Origin of the sequence: Vibrio sp. SCSIO 43133, assembly GCF_023716845.1 — a bacterium.
GTDB classification, from domain to species: domain Bacteria; phylum Pseudomonadota; class Gammaproteobacteria; order Enterobacterales; family Vibrionaceae; genus Vibrio; species Vibrio mediterranei.
The window spans coordinates 1,072,130-1,095,867 of sequence record NZ_CP068024.1 but is presented as its reverse complement, the minus strand read 5'-3'; the positions used below and the strand labels follow the sequence as shown (position 1 = coordinate 1,095,867).

Below are 23,738 nucleotides of genomic sequence, written 5' to 3'. Positions count from 1 at the left end.
ATCTTATGCAGTTAGGATCGCGATAAGTCCAAACGCAACAATGGTGCTGAACGCAACCGTCGTGATCGTCAGAGCTAGTTTAAGATCGTATTCCATAACACCTCCAGTTGTAACATTTTAATTACTATTGTGACATACAATTACAATATACAGGTAACCACTTCAAATTTATGACGTTAATGTCACACTATAATTAAAACTAGTACATCCCAGACGTGAATTGTAGCCAATCAGTTCTTATTTATAGGAATGCAAAAATGACATACAGGTTCTTACTGCTCCCCCTTGCCACAACACTCTTAAGCTTTTCCAGTTGTGCCAATGTCATTGTGACACCGTTTATTGGCTACTCGATGGGAGGTGCTGCCGAAAACGGCAATGGTGAGAGTTATGATATTTCTCCATCGGCAAATGCAGCATTAGCAATTGAGTTTCCGTTCCGCAATGGACGAATGGGTGTCTTTTACTCTCAGCAAGACTCTTCATTAGATACCTTAAACTTGGACTCTCGAATTCAATACCTCCAGTTTCAAAGTAGCGCCGAGTATCGAGTTAACGACCAAACCTCTACATATATCGGAGCAGGGCTTGGTGCCTCTCATACTTCTGGGGAGTGGGCTAAGTCACACACTGGATTTGCGGCAAGTATATTTGGTGGAATGGAGTACCATCTAACCAAGAACCTCGCTTTAAACGGGCAAATCCGTTGGCAAGGAACTGCGGTGAGCAACGAAACTATATCTATTTGTAACTTGCCGACAGAAGATCAAAGCTGTCTTATCGGTTTTAAAACCAAATGGATGAATCAGTTTCAAACTAACTTTGGCATCAGTTTCAGATTCTAACATTTCCGTTAACAACTTTAATACATTGCGAGAACTTTTATGCTACACAGCAACGTGTAACAAGATAAAATCACAGGAAATTATTAAGAATATTTCGCTGTATTTTATAAAAGATAAAAGAAGTAGAGAACGCAATATTCCCACCACTTTAGTATATAAAGCTAACATAATACCATTCAACAATACTAACTACCAAGAACCAATCCAAACCAGAACAGTGAAATCTATTGCGATCAAGTAATAACGGCGTTACTCTGATTTTAATTTGTAGCTAAATGTTTCACTAGCAAGCATTAGAAAGCACAAAATCCAGTCGTATCATCTATTTTAATTGGCATGTGCCGAGCAATATTCAAAATAAGAACCATATTAGAAAATATATCGTTTGAATATTTATTAATAAGCAGAAATTTCCATTACAGAATAATAATTGGATTTGAGTATAGATGAGGCCATGTAGAAGATTCACTAAAAGGAGTTAATTATGAAACGTGAACAGTGGGGATCTCGAGCGGGATTCATACTTGCAGCGGTAGGTTCAGCCATTGGACTTGGTAATATCTGGCGTTTCCCTTATATGGCTTATGAAAATGGCGGTGGCGCGTTCTTTATTCCCTATTTGTTCGCCATGATTACCGCCGGTATCCCCTTTATGATCTTAGAGTTCAGTATGGGTCAAAAGTATCGCGGCTCTGCGCCAGCAACCTTGGCTAAAATCAACAGCAAGTTTGAATGGCTAGGTTGGTTTCAAGTGGGTGTCGCCGCGACCATCGCCGTTTACTATGTGGCGGTTATTGGATGGGCTATTTCATACTTCGGTATGTCTTTCACGCAAAGTTGGGGAACTGATACCAATGCATTTTTCTTCAGTGAATACTTGCAGCTTGGTGACAACTCTCCGAGTAACCTTGGTGATATTCAATGGAAAATAGCAGGGTCGATGCTTATCGCTTGGGCCATTACATATGCGGCAATTGCAGGAGGCGTTAAATCTGGTATTGAGCGCGCAGCGAAAATAATGATGCCTGTACTGTTTGTCATGGTATTACTGCTGATCGGTCGTATGATTTTCCTTCCAGGCGCACTGGATGGCGTCAACTATATGTTTGAACCTGACTTCAGCAAGATTTGGGATGTAAAAGTTTGGGCAGCCGCCTATGGGCAGATCTTCTTCACGTTGAGCATTGGCTTTGCCATTATGCTCGCCTACTCCAGCTACTTACCCGAGAAGTCAGATATCACCAATAATGCGTTTATGACAGTCCTTATTAACTGCGGCTTCTCAATCCTTGCAGGTATCATGATTTTCTCTGTTTTGGGCTACATGGCACAAGAACAGGGTAAACCTTTGACTGAAGTCGTTACCGCAGGGGTTGGTCTTGCTTTTGTAACTTTACCAGCAGCGATTAACTTACTACCAGCTCCATATATCCTAGGACCACTTTTCTTCTTCGCACTTGTCATTGCAGGTTTAAGCTCACACATTTCTATTATGGAAGCCGTGACATCTGCCGTCATCGACAAGCTAAAGTGGCGTAGAAATAAAGCGGCAAGCGTTATCTGTGGCGCAGGCTTAGTTATCTCTATGGCCTTTGCCACTAACGGAGGCTTACTACTACTTGACCTTGTCGACCATTTCGCAAATAACGTTGGTATCGTAGCAAGCTGCCTAATCGAAATTATACTTATGGCTTGGTTGCTAAAAATTGCTGATGTACGAGACTATGTCAATCAAATATCTGACTTCACTATTGGTACTTGGTTCGACGTATGTCTTCGATTCATTACTCCTGTCATCCTAGCAATTATCGTCGCCACGAAGTTTAAGACTCTCTTTACCGAAGGCTACGGTGGTTACGGCCAATCGGATCTGCTTTTGTTAGGATGGGGGCTCATGGGGCTACTCGTTGTGGTCGGAATTGTGATTAATTTAACCAGTAAGAAAGAGGCTTAATATGACAGTCAGCGCAATCTTTATGATGGTTTTAGGGCTTGGTATCACATGGGGAGGTGCATCCTACTGCATTAAGAAAGCCATGGATAAATAACCCAAAATTTATTTTTAAACAAAAATGCCAGCATCTAAATGCTGGCATTTTTTATGATTCAATTTAGAAGCTGTACCTAACACCGATACCCGCCCCAATACCTAACTTCAAATCACTATTATCAAACATCAGATTTGGGGTTAATTGAGCGTAAGCGTCCCAACTACGTGCAAAAGGGAGTTCTACGCCAAGTGCCACGCGCGGTCCAAATTTATCAGAGCGTTGAATTTGACCACCGACGCCAGCAAACCAGCTAAACGGTACGTCTCCACCAAATTGTCCACGACTAAAGATATAGTCAGCAGCAACGCCATCGTTACCCACTGCAAAGTTAACGGTATTATTGATTTGGCCAACAATACTTAATCCTTGATCCAACCCCATACCGATCTTGAAGCCAGAGTTACCGCTGCTGCGCGATGAGCTTCTAGACTGATTAGATTTTTGATTACTTTGAGCCGGTTTACTTGTCGCAGGAGTTGCAGTTTGATTTTCTTCAACAATTTGCCATTGCTCTTCACCGCCAGCAGTATTGCTTGCAAACGTTGCGAATGACGAAATGGTAGCCATAGTAAATACCACTACCAAAGGGAATTTTATTTTCATAGGTTTGCTCTCTGATTGATCATGCCTGCTCTTCTGTTTAACTGAGAGCTTGTGTCTTCTGGCATGTAAGTTGGAATAACGGCATTCTAGAGAGGCAAGTAGTCCGAATGTCATGACAAGGAAAACAGAGAGCAAGAATTTCCACTCCATACGATCAAAAAAAGGGAAGCAAATGCTTCCCTTTTCAATTTTTATTGGACGTGTTGATTAGCCGTGGTTACGAATCCACTCGTCCATATCTGTTTTCAGGTTATCTGACTTAGTACCGAAGATAGCTTGAACACCACCTGATACTACAACTACACCTGCTGCACCAAGTTGCTTAAGCTTGTCTTGGTCAACGATTTCAGTATCAGCTACCGCTACACGTAGACGAGTAATACATGCGTCTAAGCCTGTGATGTTAGCTTTACCACCGAATGCCGCAACTAGTTCACCAGCCATTTCGTTACCAGAAACTGCTGCAGCTGCATCTTCAGACTCGTCTTCACGACCTGGAGTCTTAAGGTCCATTGCAGTGATAACGGTACGGAATACAAAGTAGTAGATTGCCGCGTAAACTAGACCAACACCAATCATCAGACCCATCTTCTGAGCGTGGCCAGAAAGAACTAGGAAGTCGATTAGACCGTGTGAGAATGAAGTACCGTGTACAAAGCCTAGAGTGTTAGCAACAACGTATGCAGAACCAGCTAGTAGAGCGTGGATTGCGTATAGTACTGGAGCAACGAATAGGAATGAGAATTCGATTGGCTCAGTAATACCTGTTAGGAACGATGTTAGTGCTGCAGAAGCCATGATACCCATAACTTTTGCGCGGTTCTCTGGTTTAGCACAGTGTGCAATAGCGATTGCAGCAGCTGGTAGACCGAACATCTTGAACATGTAACCACCCGCTAGCTGACCGAAGCCATTACCAGCAGCACGAGATGCATCGTCTGCAACTAGGTAACAAGTTAGTACGCCGTTTTGAGTTTCGCCCGCTGCGTTTACACAAGTACCTGCTTCGAAGAAGAATGGTACGTTCCAAACGTGGTGTAGACCGAATGGGATTAGAGAACGCTCAACAACACCGTAGATACCGAATGCTAGTTGTGGGTTTTGCTCAGCAGCCCAGTGAGAGAATGCACCGATTGCAGAGCCGATTGGTGGCCATACGATAGACAGTACGATACCTAGTGCGATTGCAGTGAAACCAGTGATGATTGGCACAGCACGCTTACCAGCGAAGAAGCCAAGGTATTCTGGAAGCTGAATTTTGAAGAAACGGTTGAATGCCCAAGCAGCCACACCACCGACAAGGATACCACCTAGTACACCTGTATCGATTTTTTCAACACCCATTACGCCAGCCATAACGCTTAACGTAGCAGTCATGATGCCGTAACCAACGATTGCAGCAAGACCTGCAACACCATCGTTGTTAGTGAAGCCTAGTGCAACACCCACAGCGAATAGAAGAGCCATTTGGCCAAATACCGAACCACCAGCTTGTTCCATAAGATTAGAAACAACATCTGGGATGAAGCCAAGGTTGGCAGCACCTACCCCAAGTAGAATACCTGCAACTGGTAGTACCGATACTGGTAGCATCAGAGACTTACCAACTTTTTGCAGGTTAGCAAAAAGGTTCTTAAACATGTTTATGCTCCTGATAAAGTTATTAGTTTATGGGCTCTAACGGCACACCCCCGTAGCCTTAAATGTTAGCACCCATAGAAAATGTAACCACGAATTGAATTATATTTTCTGCCTCTAAATATATATTGATGCTCCTCATGGTTTCTACACACTTACGAAATTTAGTTTCAAAACTACGCTTAGATCACAGTTCATCGGCCAAAATGTAATGCTTTACAATTTACATAAGCTATTGTTTTTATTGATATTAATATTAGCATCAATTAATTTTACGCAGTGAATAAAATACACACTTAAGTTATTTTACGTAACATAATTACAGTTTGTGCAGACTAACTACTTTTTTCTCAACAGGTTTGGTGAACATTAACTTTTTTTGACTTTTTCAATTTTTGAAAACAAAAAAGACGCATATTGCGTCTTTTTTAATCACTCCTAGCAAGAAACTTAATTTTTATCGCAAAAATAGATCATGATAGTTTTGGGTTGTTTTTTCACCGACTTCTTTAAGTGAAACCCCTTTTAGCTGTGCTATGTATGCTGCAACTTCAACTACATAAGCTGGTTGATTCTCTTTCCCTCGATGAGGAACTGGAGCTAGGTAAGGCGAATCCGTTTCAATAAGCAGTCGCTCTAAAGGTAGCTGTTTAACCACCTCTTTCAGCTCTTTGGCTTGTCTAAAAGTGACAATTCCAGAGATAGAGATGTAGAAGCCTAACTCCATCGCAGCCTGAGCAAATGGCAAATCTTCTGTAAAACAATGTATGACACCACCACACTTTTCAGCCGAACCATTTTTCAGAATAGCTAGAGTGTCTTCACGTGCGTTTCTAGTATGAATAATCAGAGGTTTATTAACCTCAACCGCTACCTCTACCTGTTGCTCAAACCGGGTTTTCTGAAGGGCGGCTGTTTCAGGTTGATAGTGGTAATCCAGCCCTGTTTCACCAATAGCAACCACTCGGTTATGCGAGGCATATTGCTTAAACAGTTCAAGAGAGAAGTCACTCTCAACGTCTAATGGATGGACACCACAAGAGGCCATAACCTCTGGATACGGTTCGATTAATTCCAACATCTTTGGAAATGAACCTAATGTCACACCCACTGATAACAACTTCTCGACATTCGCTGCTTTAGCTTTCTGAATAACATCTTGAATGCCCAAATGGACATCGTCATAGTCGAGTTTGTCTAAGTGGCAGTGGGAATCTACAAACATAATTTTCTAACTTAAATTTGATAATGATGAACGAGCTTTAGCATTACCAACCCCGTTCAAAGTAATATAGCGCGATGACTAATTCTAGACTTAGTTCAACCCATAAAGCCAATCGGCCACGAGTAATTCAGTGTTAAGGCCAGGGAAAGAACGTAATTGCTCGCTTAGGGACTGTAGGGACTGAGAATGCGTATATAGGCTTTCGTAACCGTATACTTCAGCAATTTGGCTCGCTTCAGGTAAAGACGTTCGAATATCAATACCTAAATAAGATTTTTGAGCACAGCTTAGAAGTAGCCACAACCAATTGAGCTGGGTAGAGAGCTCGCTACTATTCTTCATTAGCGTTGTAATAAATTCATTAGTATCTAAACCATCACTACGAATAAAACCGATGAAGGCTCCAATTAACGCTTGATACTCTTTATCTTGTCCCGACTCTACAAACTGACGCGTTGAAATAGGTTCAAAATGGCAAAGTAGTGCCGAATGACGAGGAACGGACTTTCCTATCTCTTGGCTAACCCAGTCAATACACATTTGTTCGGAAGGCGATGAAACATGCCAAACTTCACAACGACTTCTGATCGTTGGCAGCAATAACTTGGTGTTCTCAGTCGACAAAATAAATAAACATTGCGCCGGAGGCTCTTCGAGTGTTTTTAACAGCGCATTAGCTGCCGAGGCATTCATACGATCGGCTTGAGGAATAACAATAACTCGATAGTGACCAAACTGAGAAGACTCTAATGCCCACTTGTTTGCTTGTCGTATCTGCTCAACGGATAATGATTTCTTATCTTTCTCGGGAAGCACATAGTGAACATCAGGATGTCCACTAGCCTTAAGTAAATCGCAACAATGGCAGAAACCACAAGGTTCAGACTTGTCGTTTTGACACATCAACCCTGCAACGTATCGCTCAATCATTGACTCCGGAGCTAAGCCTACCTTAGCTTGAATCAACATCGCTCCGGGCACGTGCTGTCGTTCAAGGTTATCCTTAAGCTTCGACCAAGTTGGTACTAACCATGGATAGACTTGCATAGATTACCCTTTTTGCTTTGCTAACCAAGTACGCACAGCTTGCTGGATCGAGTGCTGTACGTCTTCAATCTTCTGGCTTGCGTCAATAATGGCAACTGACTCATCATTATTCGCCATTTCAAGATAGCGCTCACGGGTACGCTCAAAGAAACTAATGTCCATTTTTTCGATTCGGTCGAGTTCACCTCGTCCACGTGCACGCTCAAGACCTAGACGTGGGTCGATGTCCAGATACAAAGTAAAATCGGGCTTGAATTCACCAATGGCAATATGCTTTAGGGAAGTCATCACAGCCTGATCAATTTCACGACCACCGCCTTGGTATGCTTGCGAAGACATGTCATGTCTATCACCAATTACCCAAGCACCTTTTGCTAACGCCGGCTTGATCACTGTCTCAACCAACTGAATACGTGATGCATACATCAACAGTAACTCAGCGCGGTCTTGCAAAGGCTCGCCTTCGTGTTCTTCTTTGACCAAGGCTCGCATTTTTTCTGCTAGGACAGTCCCTCCAGGTTCGCGTGTATTAACGATGTCCTGAATGCCAGCTGCATCCAACTCAGCTCGCAACGTACTGATCGCAGTGCTTTTCCCTGCACCTTCTAGTCCTTCAATAACGATAAATTTTGCTTGGCTCATTTTTTACTTCTTAATTGTCTTAAGTATTGTTGGACCGCTCTATTGTGGTCTCGTAGATTTTTAGAAAATACATGTCCACCTGTACCGCTCGCAACAAAGTACAAGTAATTACTATCTTCTGGATTTACTGCAGCTAAGATAGACGCTTTGCCTGGCATAGCAATTGGCGTAGGTGGCAAGCCATTGATGACATAAGTGTTATATGGCGTTGCTTCTCGGAGGTCTTTCTTTCTAATATTGCCATCATAACGATCGCCCATTCCGTAAATAACGGTAGGATCGGTTTGAAGTCGCATACGCTTATTGAGTCGATTCACGAAGACGGACGCCACTCGCTCTCGTTCTGATGGTACCGACGTTTCTTTTTCAATGATTGAAGCGAGTATTAGCGCCTCATAGCTATTCTTTAGGGGTAATTTTTCTTGTCGAGCGTCCCAACTCTGCTCTAGGATAACACTCAGCTTTCGATGAGCACGCTTCAAGATGTCTAAATCGCTATCACCAACAGAATAATGATAGGTCTCAGCGAGAAAAAGCCCTTCTAGCTTTTCACGTTCAATACCCAATTGCTGCGCAATTTCAGCTTCTGTTAACGTATCAGTCTTATGCTCAAGATATTCTGCTTGTTTGAACTGCTCTCGCCACTCTTTGAAAGTAGACCCTTCGATAAAAGTGATAGCGAGTTGATATTCTTTGCCATCAATGATCGCGTTGAGTGCTTGCTCAAAAGTCATCCCAGGTAGGACTTCGAAGGTACCCACTTTTATTTGAGTCAGGTTCGGATGAAAACGACGAACAAGAGATGAAAATTGAGTAGGCTTAATCCATTGGTCTTCTACAAATGTTGAGATGACCGTATTGAGATTATTACCACGCTCCACGGTAACAAGATGTGGTTGTTCAATATTCAACGGCTGAGCGATAAATTCGTTTACACTCTGTTTAATATATAAAAAGCCACCTAAAGCAATTGCTCCTAAGACAACCACTGCAAACAAAAACTTCTTTATCACTGACCTAACTTCTCCTGAATACGTCTTGTCATATTTCCAATAGGGAATTGAGCATCCTGAATTTTGGTTACGGGTGCAACCCCTAAAATACAATTGCTAACGAATATCTCATCTGCGGACATCAATGTGTTGAGCTTAAACGAGTCGATTAAGATTGGTAGCTCGTCTTGATTTGCAACTCGTAAAACTTCTGCACGCATAACACCTTCTACTCCCGCCATATCAAGACTTGGCGAGTGAAGCACACCATCCTTAAACCAAAAGATATTTGCCATTGTAGTTTCGATTACGTTGCCGTTAATATCCAACACGATGCCGTCCAGACGGTCACTACGTTCAACTTGTTCCTTTGCAAGGATTTGCTCCAGACGATTGTTATGCTTTAATCCCGCCAGCAACGGGTTTAACCCCAATGCGACATCACAAAGTGACAGTTCAAGGCCGACCTGACGTAATTCGATATAACCAACAGGGAAATCGAACTGGCTTAGAGTAATCAAGGGGCCTCGATTTACACTAGGGCTATAACCTCGCCCTCCTTCACCACGGCTTACATGTATTTTGATGCCGGCCAGTGCTTTGCGTGACACAACTCGCTCAAGTTCAGCCTTCATCTGCTGCCAATCTACGGGTGCCATCTTCAGACGCAGTAGAGCCCGTTCCATTCGCTTCACATGCTGATCCCACAACTGCAGTTTGCCTGACTTAGTCAGAATCGTTGTAAAGCAACCGTCACCATATTGAAAACTTCTGTCCGTAACTGAAACATGGTCGACTTGATTTCCATCACGCCAAAACATAGTTCTTCCTTTAAAAACAAAACGGCTTAATGCTAAGCATCAAGCCGTTTGAATACAAGTGTCTTGTACGATTACCGCGGGTTACATCTTTTTGAAAATCAATGAACCGTTAGTACCGCCAAATCCAAATGAGTTACAAAGTGCATATTCCATGTCAACTTTGCGTGCAGTATGTGGAACTAGGTCTACATCGCACTCAGGGTCTGGATTATCTAGGTTAATCGTTGGTGGGACAATTTGATCTACCAAAGACATTATAGTGATGATCGCTTCCGCTGAACCAGCTGCGCCTAGCAAGTGGCCTGTCATCGATTTTGTCGATGATACTAGCACTTTCTTCGCACCTTCTTCGCCAAGAGCACGTTTAATGCCTTTGATCTCAGCAACGTCACCAGCTGGTGTTGAGGTACCGTGAGCGTTCACATAACCGATTTGTTCACCAGTAATGCCTGCATCACGAAGTGCAGCTTCCATAGCCAAAGCGCCACCAGAACCATCTTCACTTGGTGAAGTCATATGGTAAGCGTCGCCACTCATACCAAAACCAACAAGCTCGGCATAAATTTTCGCACCACGTGCTTTAGCATGCTCATACTCTTCAAGAACGATCATGCCTGCACCGTCACCCAATACGAAGCCATCGCGGTCAACATCCCAAGGACGTGACGCTTTTTGTGGTTCATCGTTACGAGTAGATAGCGCTTTAGCTGCACCAAAGCCCGCCATACCAAGTGGAGTTGAAGCTTTTTCTGCGCCACCCGCTACCATTGCTTCAGCGTCACCATATGCAATCATACGTGCAGCATGACCGATATTGTGAAGGCCAGTCGTACATGCAGTAGAGATTGCGATGTTAGGACCACGAAGACCAGCAAGAATAGAAAGTTGGCCAGCAACCATGTTTACGATAGTCGAAGGTACAAAGAAAGGGCTTACACGACGAGGGCCTTTAGTTACCAACGCTTGATGTCCCGCTTCGATTAGGTCAAGACCACCAATACCAGAACCAATAGCTACACCGACACGGTGTTGGTTCTCTGGTGTGACTTCTAGACCAGAGTCTTTGAGAGCGTGCATGCCTGCTACGATGCCGTATTGGATAAACAAATCCATTTTCTTAGCATCTTTTTTAGACACGTATTCACTACCATCAAAGTCTTTTACTAAGCCAGCGAAACGAGTTGAAAAATCGGTTGTATCGAAATGTTCAATATTTACGATACCACTCTTACCCTCCAAAAGGGCTTTCCATGAAGATTCTACGGTGTTGCCTACCGGTGACAACATACCCATGCCAGTGACAACAACACGACGCTTGGACACGATTTTATTCTCCGGGATATTTGTGATTCTATTTGAAAGGATAGAAGACGTTTAAAAAAACACAGGCGGCCAGAAGGCCGCCTGGAAAGAGATATTACTGAGCGCTGTTTACGTAGTCGATAGCAGCTTGAACAGTAGTGATCTTCTCAGCTTCTTCATCAGGAATCTCAGTGTCGAATTCCTCTTCTAGAGCCATTACTAGCTCAACTGTATCTAGAGAATCTGCACCTAGATCGTCAACGAAAGAAGCTTCGTTCTTAACTTCTGCTTCGTCTACACCTAGCTGTTCAACAATGATTTTCTTTACGCGTTCTTCGATGTTGCTCATTTTTCTTTTCCTTTACAGATTTCGCTTTATGCGATGTTTCCGTAGTTTATTCGAACTATTGAAAGTTGCAAGGGGGTCCTTGCTGGTCAAACCACAATTTTAGCGAATTTAACCGAAATTCAGCACATTTTTGACTTAAATCATGCACAAATGTTGCACAGATCAAACCATGTACATGCCACCATTTACGTGAAGTGTCTCACCTGTGATGTATGCCGCTTCTGGCGATGCAAGGAATGCAACAGCAGATGCAATTTCACGAGGGTCACCTAAACGACCAGCAGGTACGTTGGCTAGTGTAGCAGCTCGTTGCTCATCATTCAGTGCTTTTGTCATATCTGTTTCGATAAAACCTGGAGCAACTGTGTTCACGGTCACACCGCGAGATGCAACTTCACGTGCCATTGACTTAGTAAAACCAATTACGCCTGCTTTCGCTGCCGCGTAGTTCGTTTGACCTGCGTTACCCATAGTACCAACAACAGAACCTACGTTGATGATGCGACCTTGACGCTTCTTCATCATACCGCGTAGTACTGCTTTAGACAGACGGAAGATAGACGTTAGGTTAGTGTCCATGATATCTGTCCACTCGTCGTCCTTCATACGCATAAGAAGGTTGTCGCGTGTGATACCAGCGTTGTTTACAAGAATGTCGATCGCACCAAAATCAGCGTTGATCTGCTTTAGTACTGCTTCGATTGAGTCGGTATCTGTCACGTTTAGTGCCAAACCTTTACCATTCTCACCTAAATACTCGCTGATCGCCGCAGCACCACTTTCAGATGTTGCTGTACCGATTACTGTTGCACCGCGCTCTACCAATAGCTCAGCAATTGAGCGACCGATACCACGGCTAGCACCTGTTACTAAGGCAATTTTGCCTTCAAGGTTCATCATTATCGCGTTCCTTTTATTTTACCGCTTCAAGTGACGCAGCATCGTTAACTGCTGCAGCACTCAATGTCTTAACGATTCGCTTCGTTAGACCTGTTAGTACTTTACCAGGACCAAGTTCCAGCAATTTCTCTACGCCTTGTTCGCTCATTTTCTCAACACCTTCAGTCCAACGAACTGGGCTGTAAAGTTGACGAACTAATGCATCTTTGATTTTCGCAGGGTCAGTTTCAGCGGCAACATCAACATTGTTAATCACTGATATTTCTGGCGTATTAAATTCAAGCGCGTCTAGAGCAACTGCGAGTTTATCGGCAGCAGGCTTCATCAGTGCGCAATGAGATGGTACTGACACAGGTAAAGGCAGAGCTCGTTTTGCACCTGCTTCTTTACAAAGTGCACCAGCACGCTCTACTGCCGCTTTATTACCGGCGATAACTACTTGACCTGGAGAATTAAAGTTAACTGGAGAAACAACTTCACCTTGAGCAGCTTCTTCGCAAGCCTTCGCAATAGACTCATCATCAAGACCGATGATTGCATACATTGCACCAACACCAGCTGGCACTGCTTCTTGCATTAATTGACCGCGAAGCTCAACCAGTTTGATCGCTTCTTTAAAATCGATAACACCAGCACAAACTAATGCAGAGTACTCACCAAGACTGTGACCTGCCAAAAGAGCTGGCTGTTCTAGTCCTTGCTCCTGCCATACACGCCAAATAGCAACTGAAGAGGCTAACAATGCTGGCTGTGTACGGTGAGTTTGGTTTAGATCTTCAGCAGGGCCATTCTGAACAAGTGCCCATAAGTCATAACCTAGCGCCTCAGATGCTTCAGCAAATGTTGCTTTAACTACATCATATTGCTCGCCCAGTTCTGCAAGCATTCCAACTGTTTGTGAACCCTGACCAGGGAACACGATTGCAAAATTACTCATCGTTATTTCCTTAAACAACGCAATCTAAATTAGTATTGGTTTGGATTTTGCTGGGATTAGAAGCGAACAAGCGCCGATCCCCAAGTAAATCCACCACCAAAGGCTTCTAGCAACAGATTTTGTCCACGTTTAATGCGGCCATCACGTACTGCTTCATCTAGTGCAGTAGGAACTGTTGCCGCAGAGGTATTACCGTGACGATCAAGGGTAACCACCACTTGATCCATCGACATACCAAGCTTTTTAGCTGTTGCTGAAATAATTCGATAGTTCGCTTGATGCGGAACAAGCCAGTCTAGTTCTGACTTATCCATATCATTTGCCGCTAATGTGTCTTTGACCAGTTTTGACAATTGTGTCACCGCAACCTTAAAGACTTCATTGCCTGACATATTTAGCCATTTATCAAGTTCACCACCGCGTACTGGCATCTCAAGACTTAACAAGTCTCCAAATCGACCATCAGCGTATAGGTGAGTAGAAATAATGCCAGGTTCTTCGCTAGCACCCAGTACGACTGCGCCTGCAGCGTCGCCGAACAGAATAATAGTAGAACGATCAATATCTTCAACTGTCTTCGATAAGCAATCAGAACCGATAACTAAAACATTTTTAGCCATACCAGAACGAATATGCTGATCGGCGACTGACAGTGCATAAACGAAACCAGTACATGCTGCCGCCATATCAAATGCGGGACAACCTTTAATACCAAGTTTTGCTTGAACTTGACATGCGGATGATGGGAAAGCATGGCTACTGCTGGTCGTTGCTACGATAATGAGATCAATGTCATCTTTATCGATACCAGCCATTTCGATAGCTTTTACCGAAGCTTCGTAGCCCATATCTGCAACAGTTTCGTCTTCTGCGGCAATTCGTCGCTCTTTGATACCTGTGCGAGTTACGATCCATTCATCTGTCGTATCTACCATTTTCTCTAGATCCGCGTTAGTACGAACCTGAGATGGCAGGTAGCTGCCTGTACCTAAAATTTTGCTATACATGAAGACTAATACTGCCTCTCGAGTAACACTGCTTCTAGACGATCGCTGATTTGGTTCGGGACTTGGCGTTTAACCTCGTGAACCGCTTCGCCTATTGCATGAACAAGTGCTGAAATATCAGCACTTCCGTGGCTTTTTATGACAATGCCGCGCAATCCTAACAAACTTGCCCCGTTATACTGGTCGGGGTTCAGTGTTTTCACCTCAGTTATGAGATCGGAAAACAATATTCTTGCTATCCATCCTTTCCATGTAGAGGCGGTTAGTTTTGCTTTTAGTTTATCTAAAATGAGTTGAGCCGTTCCTTCGCACGCTTTCAATGCTGTGTTTCCAACAAATCCATCGCAAACAACAACATCGGCAGCGTCGTGTAACAACTCGTTACCTTCGACGAAACCAATATAGTTTATAGATTGCGTTTGGGTAAGCATTTCAGCGCAACGTTTCACAAGATCGTTGCCTTTTATTTCTTCAGCGCCAATGTTTAGAATGGCAACTTTTGGTTTTCTGCCCAAATGCTGTTCTGCTAGTGCACTGCCCATGACCGCAAACTGAAAGAGAGAATCTGCATCGACCGATGCATTGGCACCTAAGTCGAGCATCCATGTTTTGCTGCCCGATACCGTCGGTAATGCAGTGACTAAAGCAGGCCTATCAATACCTGGTAATAGTTTCAGTCTGAAGCGAGATAACGCCATTAATGCGCCAGTATTACCACTGCTTACGCAAGCATCAGCGTTTTCTGACTCAACGAGATCAATCGCAATACGCATTGAGGTATCGTGACTGTTTCTAAGCGCAAAGGAAGGCTTTTCTGAATTCGAGATGACTCGGTCACTATGCATTACCTCTAAACGGGTACTGCGTTGGTAACCTAGTTGATTGAGTTGCGTATTTATCGACGGTTCGTCGCCGACAAGAACCACTTTTAGCTCTGGGAAAAGCGACAGTGCCTGCACGGCGGCAGGCACTGTTACGGAAGGACCGAAATCCCCGCCCATTGCATCAAGTGCAACGGTTATATTATGCAAAGGTCAACCTTACTTGTTGATAACCTTTTTGCCACGGTAGTAACCGTCAGCAGTCACATTGTGACGTAGGTGAGTTTCACCTGAAGTTGCGTCTACAGATAGTGCAGCTGAAGTTAGCGCATCATGTGAACGACGCATGCCACGCATAGAACGTGACTTCTTGCTTTTTTGTACGGCCATGGACCCTACTCCTATGTTAGTAATTTAAACGTCAGTAACTGTGTTACTCACGCTTTAAGCTCTTTAAAACATCAAATGGATTTGGCTTATCTTCTGGAACCTCTTCCGGAATATCTCCAAAAACCATGTTGTTTGAGTCAACGCTACAATCTGCTATATCGTGCATTGCGACTTGAGGCAGGTTTAAGATGAACTCGTCTTCAACTAATTGTATGAGATCGACCTCACCGTACTCATTAAGATCTACCAAATCGTAATCTTCCGGTGCATCCTCTTCACTTTTCTCACTATAGTAAGGAGTGTAAGTGAATTGGACTTCACACAGGTGTGTGAAAATCTCATTACAACGCTGACATTCCAAATCAACTTCGATGTTAGCTTTACCAGAGATAACAACGAGTCGCTGTTCATCATGCCCAAAGGACAATGTCACTTCAGCATCGCGTTTTACGCTACTAACTGACTCGCTCAGACGCTTAAAAAGACTTACTTGGATGATGCCATCAAAGTCCAATCTTTTCTGTGCTGTCTTACCCGGGTCAACAGTTCGCGGTATTTTTACCTTTTGCATAGGGCGCGAATATTATCTTCCAAAACGGATTTAGTCAAAGAAAAAGGCTAAAAAGTTGTACTTTTTTTGCCTACAGATTAAGAATCTAACATTATGTCTAGAATCTGCAATTATGATAAGAAAAACTGTCCCAAAATGAAAACAATTCGACTCATTTTAGCCTCAACGTCTCCGTACCGTGCGGAGCTTCTATCCAAATTAGGTATCGACTTTGAAGCCATTGCCCCAAACGTTGAAGAAACTGCACAAGAGCATGAAACGGCAACAGAGCTTGTTCAGCGGCTTGCATTGGAAAAAGCGAGTGCGCTAAGGAACGAAAAAGACGCCGTCATTATCGGCAGCGATCAAGTTTGCGTCATCGATGGCAATATCATCGGCAAACCGTTGACTCGCAGCAATGCGATACGCCAGCTCCAGCAGCAAAGTGGAAAAACTGTTCGATTCTATACTGGACTGGCAGTCTACAACACCAAGACTCAGCACTCGGAGTCCGTTATTGATACCTTTGATGTGACGTTTCGAAAGTTAACGACCACCCAAATCGAGCATTATGTCGATATGGAACAACCACTATACTGTGCCGGAAGTTTTAAGAGCGAAGGGCTCGGTATCACGTTATTTAGTCAACTCAATGGTAAAGATCCAAATACTTTAGTCGGATTACCTCTCATTGACCTTGTCACTCTCTTAGCGAAACAAGGCATTTCTCCACTAGCTTAAAAACAAAAACGGAGTGCATCTGGATCGAAGCACTCCGTTTTAGTTACAGCTGTCAAGCTACACGCCTGCTTTTAGTTTTTTAATCGCTTGCTGCAACTTTGGTTCCATCTCAGCATGTATTTCCATTTTTTCATCATTCGCTGGGTGCGTGAAGACAATGTTTGCCGCATGCAGGAACAAACGGTCTAGACCCACTTTCGCTGTATAAGCATCAAATCGGCGATCACCATAGCGATCATCCCATGCTATCGGATGGCCTGTGTACTGTGTATGGACTCGAATTTGATGAGTACGCCCAGTAATTGGGCTTGCTTGAATCAGTGTTGCCTGCTCAAACGACTCTAGTACCTTGAAGCGAGTTTCTGAAGGTTTACCATTAGGGTTAACCCTAACAATACTATTCACTTCATTCTTTAGCAGCGGCGCTTTTACTACTCGACAACTAGGCTTCCATTTGCCCATTACTAGGGCAAAGTAATACTTCTGTACCGTTTTCTCACGAAACTGAGCTTGCAAATGACGCAAAGCAGATCGCTTCTTCGCAACTAAAAGAATACCTGAAGTATCGCGATCTATACGGTGAACTAATTCTAAGAAGCGTGCTTGTGGCCGTAATGCTCTTAGAGCTTCAATCGCACCAAACTTCAAACCACTACCACCATGAACCGCTATTCCAGATGGCTTATTTAAGATCAGCATGTGGTCGTCTTCATAGATAATTTGTGACTCAAGCTCTACCACTTTATTCAATTTTGTGCTGATTGGTGCTTCTTCTTGCTTCTCTTCTATTGTAACAGGAGGTATACGTACGCTATCCCCTGCTTGAAGCTTGTATTCCGCTTTGACACGCTTTTTGTTTACACGTACCTCACCCTTGCGCACGATTCGGTACACAACACTCTTAGGGATGTTTTTCAATTGGTTGCGCAAAAAGTTATCGATGCGCTGACCAGCCATATCGTCGTCAATATCGACAAATTGGACTTTAGTTCTAATTTCACTCATTTCGCTATTATAACATTCAAAGCTGCAAGAAAATAACGCTTTCTATTGGTAATTTTGTCGATGAGATAGTGGAAAAACCATCAACAACACGCTCTTAGCCATTGTCTGAACAAGCTGTGGATAGAAATCAACCAGTTTGAACCAGCTTTTACACGCCCTGAGATATTATTGCTTAAAATCAGCACATTAAACGTACATTGACTAGGCATAATCAGAATTTTTTCTGTGGTTTATACTAAAGCTGATTGCTGATAATTCGCTGCGCTGCTATAGTTCACAGCTGCAATAGGTAATTAAAATCGATTTATGATTTGTCGATATTATCTTTGAGCAATTTTAACTATGAGTAGAACGCTTAGTTTTGAGACGCAGCAACTGGCATAAGACGTTGATCGCTAAGACTTCCTTGTCACCTACTCACGTAATCGTGTTGAGTATCACCGCCACATATGCGGAGCACACAGCGAAAGTTCTGTGTGAAGACTGTAGTGCCCAAGAGCATCCCTTCCAGCCGGGAGGCTGCATTTTACAAAGCCATGGGATCCGGCACCACGACTTACGAAAACTGTGACAAGAGCAATGATGAAAACAAAGAAAATACAACGAGAATTTCTGTAATGAAAAGAATGTTAATCAACGCAACTCAAAAAGAAGAGTTGCGTGTCGCTTTGGTCGATGGCCAGCGACTATTCGATCTTGATATCGAAAGTCCAGGTCACGAATCTAAAAAAGCGAATATCTACAAAGGACGTATCACTCGAGTTGAGCCTAGCCTAGAGGCCGCTTTTGTTGACTACGGTGCCGAACGCCACGGTTTCCTCCCTCTCAAAGAAATTGCACGCGAATACTTCCCTGAAGGCTACACCTACCAAGGTCGCCCAAGCATCAAAGATGTCTTGAGCGAAGGCCAAGAAGTGATCGTGCAAGTTGAGAAAGAAGAACGCGGTAGTAAAGGTGCTGCATTGACAACCTTCATCTCTCTAGCAGGTAGCTACTTAGTACTAATGCCTAACAACCCTCGCGCTGGCGGTATTTCTCGCCGCATTGAAGGTGAAGAGCGTACAGAACTAAAAGCCGCGCTGAGCACTCTAGAACTACCACAAGGTATGGGCCTAATTGTTCGTACTGCGGGCGTAGGCAAAAGTGCCGAAGAGCTTGAGTGGGATTTGCGTTTCCTCCTAAACAACTGGGAAAACATTAAGGGTGCAGCAGACCAAAACCCTGCTCCGTTCTTAATCCATCAAGAAAGTAACGTTATCGTTCGTGCACTTCGTGACTACCTACGTCGCGATATCGGCGAGATCTTGATTGATAGCAACACCATCTACGAGCGTGCTCGCCAGCACATTCAATTGGTTCGCCCAGACTTTGTGAACCGAGTGAAGAAATACGAAGGTGAAGTACCGCTATTTAGTCACTATCAGATTGAAAGCCAGATCGAGTCAGCGTTCCAGCGAGAAGTGAGGCTTCCATCTGGTGGATCTATCGTTATTGACCCAACTGAAGCACTTACTTCTATCGATATCAACTCTGCCCGCGCTACCAAAGGCAGCGATATCGAAGAAACTGCACTGAATACTAACCTTGAAGCAGCAGATGAAATTGCTCGTCAGCTGCGTCTTCGCGACCTAGGTGGCTTAGTTGTTATCGACTTTATTGATATGACTCCTGTACGTCACCAACGTGAGGTTGAGAACCGTCTGCGCGAGGCAGTACGAATTGATCGTGCCCGTGTCCAAATAGGTCGTATTTCTCGTTTTGGTCTACTAGAAATGTCTCGTCAACGCTTGAGCCCATCTTTGGCTGAAGCAAGTCATCACATTTGCCCGCGTTGTACTGGTACTGGTGTGGTGCGTGATAACGAGTCATTAGCGCTATCAGTACTTCGTCTCATCGAAGAAGAAGCCTTAAAAGACAACACGTCTCAAGCTCTTGCCATCGTGCCAGTGCCAATTGCTTCTTACCTACTAAACGAAAAGCGTCGCTCCATTAACCACATTGAGCGCGTACAAGAAGTTAAGATCACTATTGTTCCTGATTCTGATATGGAAACGCCTCATTTTGAGGTAATTCGTGTTCGTGAAGGTGAGGAACAAGACCTGTTGTCATACTTGCTACCTAAAAAGCTAGAAGCACTCAAAGAGGCTGAAGCTAAGGAAGCCGAAGTCGAAGCTAAGCCGCGTAAGATTGAGCAACCTGCACTGCAAGGTTTTGCGACACCTACTCAAAACGCCCCGACTCCAGCGCCTAAGCCTAGTAAGCCTGCCAAGGTAGAAGTGAAAAAAGAAGAGAAGCAGCCTGGTCTGATTTCTCGCATCCTTTCTGCTATTGGTTCACTTTTCTCTTCAAATGAAGAGCCTAAGAAAGAACCAGAGAAGAAAGAAGAAGCACCTAAGAATCGCAACGGCAGACAGCGTCGTAATCGAAACAACGACCAACGTCGCCGTAATAGTAAAGATTCTCGCGATAATGATCGTAACAAGAATCGCCGTAACAAACCTGCTCGTGACGAAGAGAAAGAGTCTAAAGACAATGCTCAAGAATCGCGCAAACAGCAGAATCGTCGCGGTAAGCAGCAAGACCGTCGTAATAAAAAACGCGATGAAGAAAGCGGCAAATCAAAAGTAGAAGAGCAAGGTCAACAAATCGCAGCTGATGTTCAAGCTGAGAAAAAAGCACCTCGTTCTGAAGAAAAAGCGGCGAAAGTTAAAGAGCGTCGTCAGCGTCGTAAGCTTTCTAAGCAAGTGCGCGTAAAAGATCAAAAAGCACAACAAGAAGAGCAAGCAGCTCAGGTTGCGTCTGTTGAGACAGCTCAAACTGCAGTAGAAAAGCCTCAAGCACCTGAAGCAGCAACAGAAGCTCCAGCGAAAGAGGAAGGCAAACAACGTCGTAACCGTCGCTCTCCTCGTCACTTACGTGCAAGTGGTCAACGTCGTCGTCGTGGTCGCGATCGTCGCCCTAACCCATTCCGCCTACGCAAGGGTGGTGTAGCTTCTCCTGAAATGGCAATGGGTAAAGTAATGCCGAGCTATGGCATTGTGAAACCTAAGGCGAAAGCGAAACCTGAAGCGGAAGTTAAAGAGCTAGTCACAACCACAGGTGTTGCTATGCCGGAGATGGCAATGGGTAAGGTTATCGTAATGCGTAAGCCAGAAGCTATTGAAGCACCTGTTGTAACAGAACCAAAGGTTGAGCAAACGGTCGTTGAAGCTGTAGTTGAGCCAGTTCAAGTTGTTGCAGAACTAGTTGCAGAAGTTGCAGAACCAGTTGCAGAAGTTGCAACAGCAATCGTTGAGCCAGCTACAGAAGCTGTTGTTGAAACCGAGCCTATGGTTGAAGTCTCAGTAGCTGAAAATGCAGTGGTTGAAGAGCAACCTACTATCGTGGAACCTACTCCAGTAACCCCTGTTGTAGAGAAAGCGGTTGTTAGCTTCAAAGGCCACGCGAGTGCACCAATGGCTAAAGCTGAGGGCAAGCAAGAACTTGGTGAAATTATCATCAACGCTGCGCCTGTTAAAGCTGAGCGCTACCAACAGAAAGGTGCGGGCAGCCAAGTTGCCACTAACTCTGCGTCAGCAGTAATGACAAAACCTAACTACTAATACGTAGAAAGGAAAACTTTAAAAGGCTGCGAATATCGCAGCCTTTTTTATTATTAGAGAATCGTTGGCGAAAATCGTTGGCGAAAATCGTAGGCATAAAGATGCCACTTAGTATCGAAACACTTTCTTTCAATATTGAAGTTTTGTTCACATTTCGGTAGCATGCCGAGCTTTGATTATTTCATCAACAATGCGCCATATCTATGTCATATAGAAAATGGATAATGACGACGAATCATTTTCACCTATGCTATTCATATAGTAATTCTACACTTTGAACGTCTCAATTTGCGCTGGATGAAATCCATATAAATCCAACAACATAAGTAAGCACAATTACATGTTTGAATTTCCACAGTTTTCCAAGCACTCGGTAAAAAACGATGTTCTATCCGGCCTTACCGTTGCATTGGCATTAGTGCCAGAAGCGGTTGCTTTTGCGTTCGTTGCCGGTGTTGACCCAATGGTTGGCCTATACGCCGCCTTTATCGTCGGTTTAGTCACTTCTATCTTCGGTGGCCGTCCGGGCATGATCTCTGGCGCTACAGGCGCAATGGCTGTAGTAATGGTCAGTCTGGTAGCGACTCACGGAGTACAATATCTCTTTGCCGCTATTATGCTTGCAGGCCTACTACAAATCAGTGCAGGTTTATTTAAATTGGGGAAATTCATTCGCATGGTACCCCACCCTGTTATGATCGGCTTCGTTAACGGCCTTGCGATCGTTATCTTCTTGGCACAGCTTGGACAGTTTAAAGCCCCTGACCTTTCAGGTGCCTTAACTTGGCTACCTCAAGATCAAATGATGCTGATGCTTGGATTAGTTGCGTTGACTATGGGTATTATTCACTTTCTACCTAAACTAACTACCGCAGTTCCATCATCATTAGTTGCTATCGTGACTGTTACCTTATTGGTTCAGGGTCTTGGTTTGGATACACGCACCGTTGTCGATTTTCTGCGCTCTATGTCAGGTGATATGAACGCAACGTTGGCGGGCTCTCTACCAGAGTTCTCCATCCCAGCGGTTCCATTGACGCTTGAAACCCTACAGATCATTCTGCCATACGCTATTATTTTGGCGGCAATCGGCTTAATCGAGTCACTATTAACACTGACCGTACTTGATGAAATGACCAATACACGTGGTCAATCTAACCGTGAATGTGTAGGTCAAGGTCTAGCAAACGTAACCTGTTCGGTGTTTGGCGCGATGGGTGGCTGTGCCATGATCGGCCAGTCAATGATCAACGTGAACTCTGGTGGTCGTGGCCGCTTGTCAGGTATCGTTGCAGCCGTTGCACTACTAATGTTTATTCTTTTTGCAGCAGCACTTATCGAAATGATTCCGTTAGCCGCACTAGTAGGCGTAATGTTTATGGTTGTGATTGGGACGTTCGAATGGGCGACCTTTAAGCTTGCACGCCGTGTACCTAAACAAGATTTCTTTGTCATTGTGCTGGTTACGGTAGTTACCGTTCTTACTGACCTTGCTGTAGCGGTTGCTGTGGGTGTTGTAGTCTCTGCGCTTATGTTCGCTTGGGAACACGCGAAACACATCTACGCAAGTAGCAGCGTTAATGCTGAAGGCTCTAAAGAGTACCAAGTTAACGGACCTATCTTCTTCGGCTCTGCTGCGAACTTCCTAGAGTTGTTTGATGCTAAGAACGACCCAGCCGATGTCATCGTTGATTTTGCCAACTCGCGCGTTACAGACCACTCAGCTATAGAAGCTATCGAGACGTTAGCGGAACGTTATGCGGCAGTGGGTAAAACGCTTCACTTGAGACACTTAAGTCCTGACTGCCGCGCACTGTTACAAAAGGCGGGCAGCTTAGTCGAAATCAATGTGAAAGAAGATCCGAGCTACAAGGTTGCAACTGACGTACTTGCTGGATAACAGAAAGCAAAATAAAAAGGGGCTCATTGCCCCTTTTTTATTCGTTGCTCACTTTAACTCTCATTATGTCTTGCTGTTCTGCACTGAACTGTTTTTTTAGCTCTGCTTTGCTTTTGAAGCTAATTTCGCCCCCTGCGGCGACCGACATATGCTGAGGGTCTACGTTATGCTTCGATTGATAAAGCATTACCGCTTGCATACAAGAGTCTCTTTGATCTTGAGATAATCTACTACCTTCTGGCCAGCGACCAGTTTCAGTGGCATACAGAAGTCTCTCATAAACATCCGGAGTCATGGCTTCTAAGAGTTGTTCTACGTCCATACTGAACCTTCTTTTTGCTTGAACTTTCAGACCTGCTAAATTTCGGTT

Annotated in this window: 24 protein-coding genes; 6 read left to right on the top strand and 18 right to left on the bottom strand. The window is 44.1% G+C overall.

The annotated features are described in order from the left end of the window. Window positions 1-3: 3 nt before the first annotated feature. A complete protein-coding gene (cydH, locus tag JKJ11_RS05360) occupies window positions 4-96 on the bottom strand; it encodes a cytochrome bd-I oxidase subunit CydH (protein WP_096441502.1) in 93 nt (30 codons plus the stop codon). 161 nt (window positions 97-257) lie between these two features. Here cydH and JKJ11_RS05355 point away from each other — a divergent pair, with 161 nt between their 5' ends. From JKJ11_RS05355 to JKJ11_RS05345, 3 genes are all read left to right on the top strand, one after another. After that, a complete protein-coding gene (locus JKJ11_RS05355; RefSeq protein WP_198557556.1) occupies window positions 258-845 on the top strand; it encodes an outer membrane protein in 588 nt (195 codons plus the stop codon). Between the two features lie 484 nt (window positions 846-1,329). Further along, the gene (locus tag JKJ11_RS05350) at window positions 1,330-2,799 is read left to right on the top strand and encodes a sodium-dependent transporter (RefSeq protein ID WP_252038839.1); all 1,470 of its coding nucleotides are present in this window, start codon (window positions 1,330-1,332) and stop codon (window positions 2,797-2,799) included. 1 nt (window position 2,800) lies between these two features. Further along, the gene (locus JKJ11_RS05345) at window positions 2,801-2,893 is read left to right on the top strand and encodes a MetS family NSS transporter small subunit (protein WP_006075081.1); all 93 of its coding nucleotides are present in this window, start codon (window positions 2,801-2,803) and stop codon (window positions 2,891-2,893) included. 63 nt (window positions 2,894-2,956) lie between these two features. Here JKJ11_RS05345 and JKJ11_RS05340 read toward each other — a convergent pair whose 3' ends face one another. From JKJ11_RS05340 to yceD, 15 genes are all read right to left on the bottom strand, one after another. After that, the gene (locus JKJ11_RS05340) at window positions 2,957-3,499 is read right to left on the bottom strand and encodes a hypothetical protein (RefSeq protein ID WP_124940878.1); all 543 of its coding nucleotides are present in this window, start codon (window positions 3,497-3,499) and stop codon (window positions 2,957-2,959) included. Between the two features lie 207 nt (window positions 3,500-3,706). Next, window positions 3,707-5,140, bottom strand: coding sequence for a PTS glucose transporter subunit IIBC (gene ptsG / locus JKJ11_RS05335; RefSeq protein ID WP_006075083.1), 1,434 nt, complete (start codon window positions 5,138-5,140; stop codon window positions 3,707-3,709). Between the two features lie 454 nt (window positions 5,141-5,594). Continuing rightward, window positions 5,595-6,362 (bottom strand): TatD family hydrolase, encoded by a 768-nt coding sequence (locus JKJ11_RS05330; RefSeq protein ID WP_124940877.1) that lies wholly within the window; start codon window positions 6,360-6,362, stop codon window positions 5,595-5,597. Between the two features lie 90 nt (window positions 6,363-6,452). Further along, a complete protein-coding gene (gene holB / locus JKJ11_RS05325; RefSeq protein WP_252038838.1) occupies window positions 6,453-7,409 on the bottom strand; it encodes a DNA polymerase III subunit delta' in 957 nt (318 codons plus the stop codon). Between the two features lie 3 nt (window positions 7,410-7,412). Then, on the bottom strand, window positions 7,413-8,051 hold the full coding sequence (gene tmk, locus JKJ11_RS05320) for a dTMP kinase (protein ID WP_006075087.1): 639 nt from the start codon (window positions 8,049-8,051) through the stop codon (window positions 7,413-7,415). Next, window positions 8,048-9,064 carry an endolytic transglycosylase MltG gene (gene mltG / locus JKJ11_RS05315; RefSeq protein WP_006075088.1) on the bottom strand — a complete coding sequence of 339 codons (1,017 nt, stop codon included), beginning with the start codon at window positions 9,062-9,064 and terminating at the stop codon, window positions 8,048-8,050. Before mltG ends, tmk begins: the two co-directional genes overlap by 4 nt. After that, the gene (pabC, locus tag JKJ11_RS05310) at window positions 9,061-9,864 is read right to left on the bottom strand and encodes an aminodeoxychorismate lyase (RefSeq protein WP_252038837.1); all 804 of its coding nucleotides are present in this window, start codon (window positions 9,862-9,864) and stop codon (window positions 9,061-9,063) included. Before pabC ends, mltG begins: the two co-directional genes overlap by 4 nt. An 81-nt stretch (window positions 9,865-9,945) precedes the next feature. Further along, entirely contained in the window at window positions 9,946-11,187 is a 1,242-nt protein-coding gene (gene fabF / locus JKJ11_RS05305; RefSeq protein ID WP_006075090.1) for a beta-ketoacyl-ACP synthase II, read from the bottom strand. 94 nt (window positions 11,188-11,281) lie between these two features. Further along, a complete protein-coding gene (acpP, locus tag JKJ11_RS05300; protein ID WP_004406112.1) occupies window positions 11,282-11,515 on the bottom strand; it encodes an acyl carrier protein in 234 nt (77 codons plus the stop codon). A gap of 162 nt (window positions 11,516-11,677) precedes the next feature. Next, entirely contained in the window at window positions 11,678-12,412 is a 735-nt protein-coding gene (gene fabG / locus JKJ11_RS05295; RefSeq protein ID WP_038230175.1) for a 3-oxoacyl-ACP reductase FabG, read from the bottom strand. Between the two features lie 16 nt (window positions 12,413-12,428). Further along, window positions 12,429-13,352, bottom strand: a complete 924-nt coding sequence (gene fabD / locus JKJ11_RS05290; protein ID WP_038229975.1) for an ACP S-malonyltransferase — start codon at window positions 13,350-13,352, stop codon at window positions 12,429-12,431. Window positions 13,353-13,408: 56 nt separating this feature from the next. Then, window positions 13,409-14,359: a beta-ketoacyl-ACP synthase III gene (locus JKJ11_RS05285; protein WP_124940871.1), complete on the bottom strand. Its 951-nt coding sequence runs from the start codon at window positions 14,357-14,359 to the stop codon at window positions 13,409-13,411. A gap of 5 nt (window positions 14,360-14,364) precedes the next feature. Then, window positions 14,365-15,390: a phosphate acyltransferase PlsX gene (gene plsX, locus JKJ11_RS05280; RefSeq protein ID WP_031493498.1), complete on the bottom strand. Its 1,026-nt coding sequence runs from the start codon at window positions 15,388-15,390 to the stop codon at window positions 14,365-14,367. A gap of 9 nt (window positions 15,391-15,399) precedes the next feature. Then, the gene (gene rpmF / locus JKJ11_RS05275) at window positions 15,400-15,570 is read right to left on the bottom strand and encodes a 50S ribosomal protein L32 (RefSeq protein WP_031493499.1); all 171 of its coding nucleotides are present in this window, start codon (window positions 15,568-15,570) and stop codon (window positions 15,400-15,402) included. A gap of 43 nt (window positions 15,571-15,613) precedes the next feature. After that, on the bottom strand, window positions 15,614-16,141 hold the full coding sequence (gene yceD, locus JKJ11_RS05270; protein WP_031493500.1) for a 23S rRNA accumulation protein YceD: 528 nt from the start codon (window positions 16,139-16,141) through the stop codon (window positions 15,614-15,616). A 135-nt stretch (window positions 16,142-16,276) separates the two neighbouring features. Between yceD and JKJ11_RS05265 the strand changes: the two genes are divergently transcribed. Further along, on the top strand, window positions 16,277-16,861 hold the full coding sequence (locus tag JKJ11_RS05265) for a Maf family protein (protein ID WP_239913976.1): 585 nt from the start codon (window positions 16,277-16,279) through the stop codon (window positions 16,859-16,861). Between the two features lie 57 nt (window positions 16,862-16,918). Here the strand turns inward: JKJ11_RS05265 and rluC are convergent, their stop codons facing one another. Next, window positions 16,919-17,866: a 23S rRNA pseudouridine(955/2504/2580) synthase RluC gene (gene rluC / locus JKJ11_RS05260; RefSeq protein ID WP_252038836.1), complete on the bottom strand. Its 948-nt coding sequence runs from the start codon at window positions 17,864-17,866 to the stop codon at window positions 16,919-16,921. Window positions 17,867-18,483: 617 nt separating this feature from the next. Here rluC and rne point away from each other — a divergent pair. Both rne and JKJ11_RS05250 read left to right on the top strand, forming a co-directional pair. Next, window positions 18,484-21,468, top strand: coding sequence for a ribonuclease E (gene rne, locus JKJ11_RS05255; protein WP_252038835.1), 2,985 nt, complete (start codon window positions 18,484-18,486; stop codon window positions 21,466-21,468). A gap of 340 nt (window positions 21,469-21,808) precedes the next feature. Then, window positions 21,809-23,368, top strand: a complete 1,560-nt coding sequence (locus JKJ11_RS05250; protein ID WP_006075502.1) for a SulP family inorganic anion transporter — start codon at window positions 21,809-21,811, stop codon at window positions 23,366-23,368. A gap of 37 nt (window positions 23,369-23,405) precedes the next feature. Here the strand turns inward: JKJ11_RS05250 and JKJ11_RS05245 are convergent, their stop codons facing one another. Further along, window positions 23,406-23,690, bottom strand: coding sequence for a YeaC family protein (locus tag JKJ11_RS05245; protein WP_031494478.1), 285 nt, complete (start codon window positions 23,688-23,690; stop codon window positions 23,406-23,408). Window positions 23,691-23,738 lie beyond the last annotated feature (48 nt).